This window comes from Altericroceibacterium spongiae, from assembly GCF_003610805.1.
Taxonomy (GTDB): domain Bacteria; phylum Pseudomonadota; class Alphaproteobacteria; order Sphingomonadales; family Sphingomonadaceae; genus Altericroceibacterium; species Altericroceibacterium spongiae.
Map to the genome: position 1 here is coordinate 1 of NZ_RAPF01000026.1, position 3791 is coordinate 3791.

General features: G+C 62.2%; 2 protein-coding genes. One reads left to right on the plus strand and one right to left on the minus strand.

All coding sequences use genetic code 11. The features are described from left to right. Positions 1-31: 31 nt before the first annotated feature. Positions 32-592, minus strand: a complete 561-nt coding sequence (locus D6851_RS17395) for a recombinase family protein (protein ID WP_011950653.1) — start codon at positions 590-592, stop codon at positions 32-34. A 131-nt stretch (positions 593-723) separates the two neighbouring features. On the opposite strand from D6851_RS17395, the gene D6851_RS17400 reads away from it, so the two are divergent. After that, complete coding sequence (locus D6851_RS17400; protein WP_037555775.1) at positions 724-3738, plus strand: Tn3 family transposase; 3015 nt, start codon at positions 724-726, stop codon at positions 3736-3738. The last annotated feature ends 53 nt before the right edge of the window (positions 3739-3791 follow it).

Below are 3791 nucleotides of genomic sequence, written 5' to 3' on the forward strand. Positions count from 1 at the left end.
GGGTCGTGCGGCTGAGCGGAACAGGAAAGTGTCATAAGGCACTGTTTGGCTCGATACAGCGATAGATGGTGGCCGGGTGAACGTTGAAGGTCCTTGCGACGGCGCTAATGGACTTACCCTCGAGAACGAGTTGGCGAGCGAGCTCCGCCTGATCTGGGCGCATTTTCTTTGGGCGTCCGAAGCTCACACCGCGCGCCATCGCCGCCTTTCGCCCCTCCTCGGTTCGGCTCAATATGAGAGTCCGCTCGAACTGGGCGATCCCAGCGAATACGGTCATGATCATCACGCCAGACGGGGACGTGGTATCGGCCCAAGGTTCATCAAGCGATTGTAATCCTGCCTGCTTTTCCTTGATGCGTTCCGCGATGTGCAGGAGTTCGATGGTGGATCGCGCCAAACGATCGAGGCGGGCGACGACGAGAACATCGTCTTTGCGCAGGTGACCCATCAGCTTTTCAAGCTCGGGCCGGCCACGAGCGGCCCCCGATATTTTCTCTTCGAACATCATTTCACAGCCCGCCTCCGAGAGCCGACCGCGCTGGATTTCCAAGTTCTGATCCTCGGTGGAAACGCGCGCGTAGCCGAGCTTCATGCGACTGCTCCAGATATTGTGCGAAAGTTACTGCAAAACAATTTTGTTTCGCACATATGTTTTGCGAAGAAATTCGCCTTGTTTATCGGCATGGGCCGTCCCCTTCGCAAAAGTTGAAAGTTTCGCACGGTATGCCCACCCGTCACCTCACTGACGCCCAGCGTCAGGGCTTTGCCCGCTTTGATGGCGAACCGTCGGCCGATCAACTCGCGCGATATTTCCATCTGGACCAAACTGATCGCGACCTCATTGGAACTCTGCGCGGCGACCACAATCGGCTCGGCTTTGCCGTGATGCTGACGAGCGCCCGGTTTCTGGGCGCATTTCCAGTCTCGCCCGCCGAGATCCCAGCGTCGGTCCTGGCGGCCGTGATCGAACAACTCGCTCTTGAACCCGGCACGGACGTGGACGCCTATTTTGCGGGAAGCCGACGCATCCGGCACCTCGCGCTCATCCGGACGCACTGCGGCTTCACGGACTTTGGCGACAACGCGGTGGCACGTTTCCGGCTGACCCGATGGCTCTACGCCCTTTGCTGGAGCGGCGACGATCGGCCCGGCCCCCTGATTGATCGAGCTGCGGCCTGGCTGATCGCCAACAAGGTGCTGCTGCCGGGCGTCACGGTCGTCGAGCGCCTGGTTGGCAGGATCCGCGATCGTGCGCGGACCAGGCTTTGGCGCCATCTGGTCGCCAGCTTGAGCGATGACCAGCGCGTGCGCATCGCCGCGCTGTTTGACGATGGCGACACATCCACGTTCGCCGCCCTGGACGCGCTCCGGACCGTTCCCTCCAAGCGCATGCCGACCGAACTCTTCCGACACCTTGATCGGCTCGATGCGGTCCGGGCGTTCAATCTGCGGCCGGCGCCACCGCGGGGCGTTCCCGCCACAACCCTTGAGCGGCTCGCGCGGGTAGCGCGCGTCGGCAAGCCCTCGGCCATCGCCGCCCTTCAGGAGCCTCGTCGAACCGCGACCGTAGCCGCGCTCTTCCATACGCTCGAAGCGGCGGCCCAGGACGACGCCGCCGAGCTGGCCGAGGCTCTGCTCGCCGACTTGGTGAAAGGGGCTGAAGCCGCCGACAAACAGGCCCGCCTGCGCAGTCTGCGCGATCTCGATGGCGCCGCGATGCTGCTCCACGCAATGGGTCTGTTGGTTTTGACCGACGACGCCCTGCCCCTCAATGAATGGCGAGATGTGCTCTTCGAGCGGTTGCCCCGTCCCGACATCGAGGCCGCCATGTCCAAGGTGGAGGCGATCGCCAAGCCCGCGGAGACCAAGCCCTATGATCAACTGCGAACAAAATGGCGGAGCGCCCGGCGATTGTTCTTTGAAATCGCTACCCGCATCGAGACCGACGCTGCCCCAGGTGGCAAAAACGTCAAGGCCGCGATCAGCTACCTCAAGGGCGTGGACGACTGGTCCTCTCTCGTCAAGATGCGCGGCGCACCGATCGCTGCGGTCTCGAAGGCGTGGAGGCAACATGTCCTGGATGACGATGGCAGGATGCGCGACCCGAAGGCCTATGTCTTCGCGATCATCGATGCGTGGCGTCTGGCGATCAAGCGTCGCGATGTGTTCGCCAAGCCCGGCATCCGATACGGGGATCCCCGGCGCGGGATGCTCGAGGGCGAGTCCTGGCACAATTCCAGGTTGATGGTAGCACGCGCCCTGGGCCGATCTCTGGAAGCCGACATTGAGATTGACGGTCTCTCCCGCCTTCTCGACGAGGCATATCGACATGTCGTTGCGCGCGCCGGCGACAATCCGGACCTGCGTTTTGAGACGGTCGCCGACAAGATGGGGATTGTGGTCACGCCCCTCGACAAGCTTGATGAACCCGAGAGCCTTCGAGCACTTCGCGCCGCCGTCCAAACGCGCATGCCGAAGGCCGGAATGCCCGACATCTTTCTTGAAGTCATGGCGCGAACCGGATTTGCCAAGTCCTTTACGCATCTGAGCGAGCGTCAGGCCACCGTCGAGCACTTCGAGATAAGCCTGTGCGCGACCCTGGTCGGCGGCGCCTGCAACATCGGTCTTGAGCCGATCGTGCGCCCGGAATTTGCGGCTCTGCGTCGCGACCGTCTTTCTTGGGTCGGTCAGAATTTCATTCGGCCCGAGACCATCGCCGCGGCCAACGCCGCGATCGTTTCCGCTCACAGTCGTCTGGATATCGTCCAACATTGGGGCGCAGGCGAGGTGGCCAGCGCCGACGGCATGCGTTTTGTCGCTCCGTCGAGCGCCATACACGCCGGGCCCAACCCCAAATATTACGGCCAGGAGCGCGGCGTCACTTGGTACAACATGATTTCCAATCAGTTCAGCGGTCTGACCGGAGCGGTCATCCCCGGCACGTTGCGCGACAGCCTGGTCGTCCTGGCTCTCCTGCTGGAGCAGGAAACCGAGCTCGATCCTCTGGAGATCATGACCGACACCGCCGCCTATTCCGACGCCATTTTCGGTCTGTTCTGGCTCTTGGGCTACCGGTTCAGCCCCCGTCTGGCGGACATCGGCGACGCCAAACTCTGGCGTATCGACCGCCAGGCGAGCTATGGGCCGTTCGATCAGACCGCCTGGGGCAGGGTTAAAATCAATCTGATCCGGGAAAACTGGTCCGACCTTATCCGCTTGGCCGGATCGCTCAAGCTCGGCCACCTCAAGGCCGCAGGCGTCATGCGAATGCTGCAGGTCAAAGACCGCCCAACAACGCTGGCCAAGGCCCTGTCTGAACTCGGCCGCATCATCAAGACGCTGCATATCCTGCGATACATCGATGACCGGCCGTTCCGGCGACGAATATTGTTTCAGCTCAACCGGCAGGAATTGCGCCACAAGCTCGGTCGGCGCGTCCATCACGGCGATCGGGGCGAAATCAGAAGCCCTCTGCGTCAGGGCCAAGAGGAGCAGCTTGGGGTCCTCGGTCTGGCCCTCAACTCCATCGTCCACTGGAACGCTGTCTACATGCAGGAAACCGTGCGCCAACTCAGCGAGGCCGGGACGCCGCCGCTGCCCGCCGATATCGCTCGGCTCTCGCCGATATCTTGGCGTCACATCAATTTCCTCGGCCGCTACGACTTCTCCGTGCCTGACGCCGTCGCAAACGGCGGCCTCAGACCGCTACGCCAACCTAATTCCGAATGGGACTTTTGAAAGGAAATAATGCCCCTTACGACACTTTCCTGTTCCGCTCAGCCGCACGACCC

Excerpts from the sequence above, each read along its gene's own strand:
- D6851_RS17395 (WP_011950653.1), bottom strand. The coding sequence starts at position 592 with ATGAAGCTCGGCTACGCGCGCGTTTCCACCGAGGATCAGAACTTGGAA.
- D6851_RS17400 (WP_037555775.1), top strand. The coding sequence starts at position 724 with ATGCCCACCCGTCACCTCACTGACGCCCAGCGTCAGGGCTTTGCCCGC.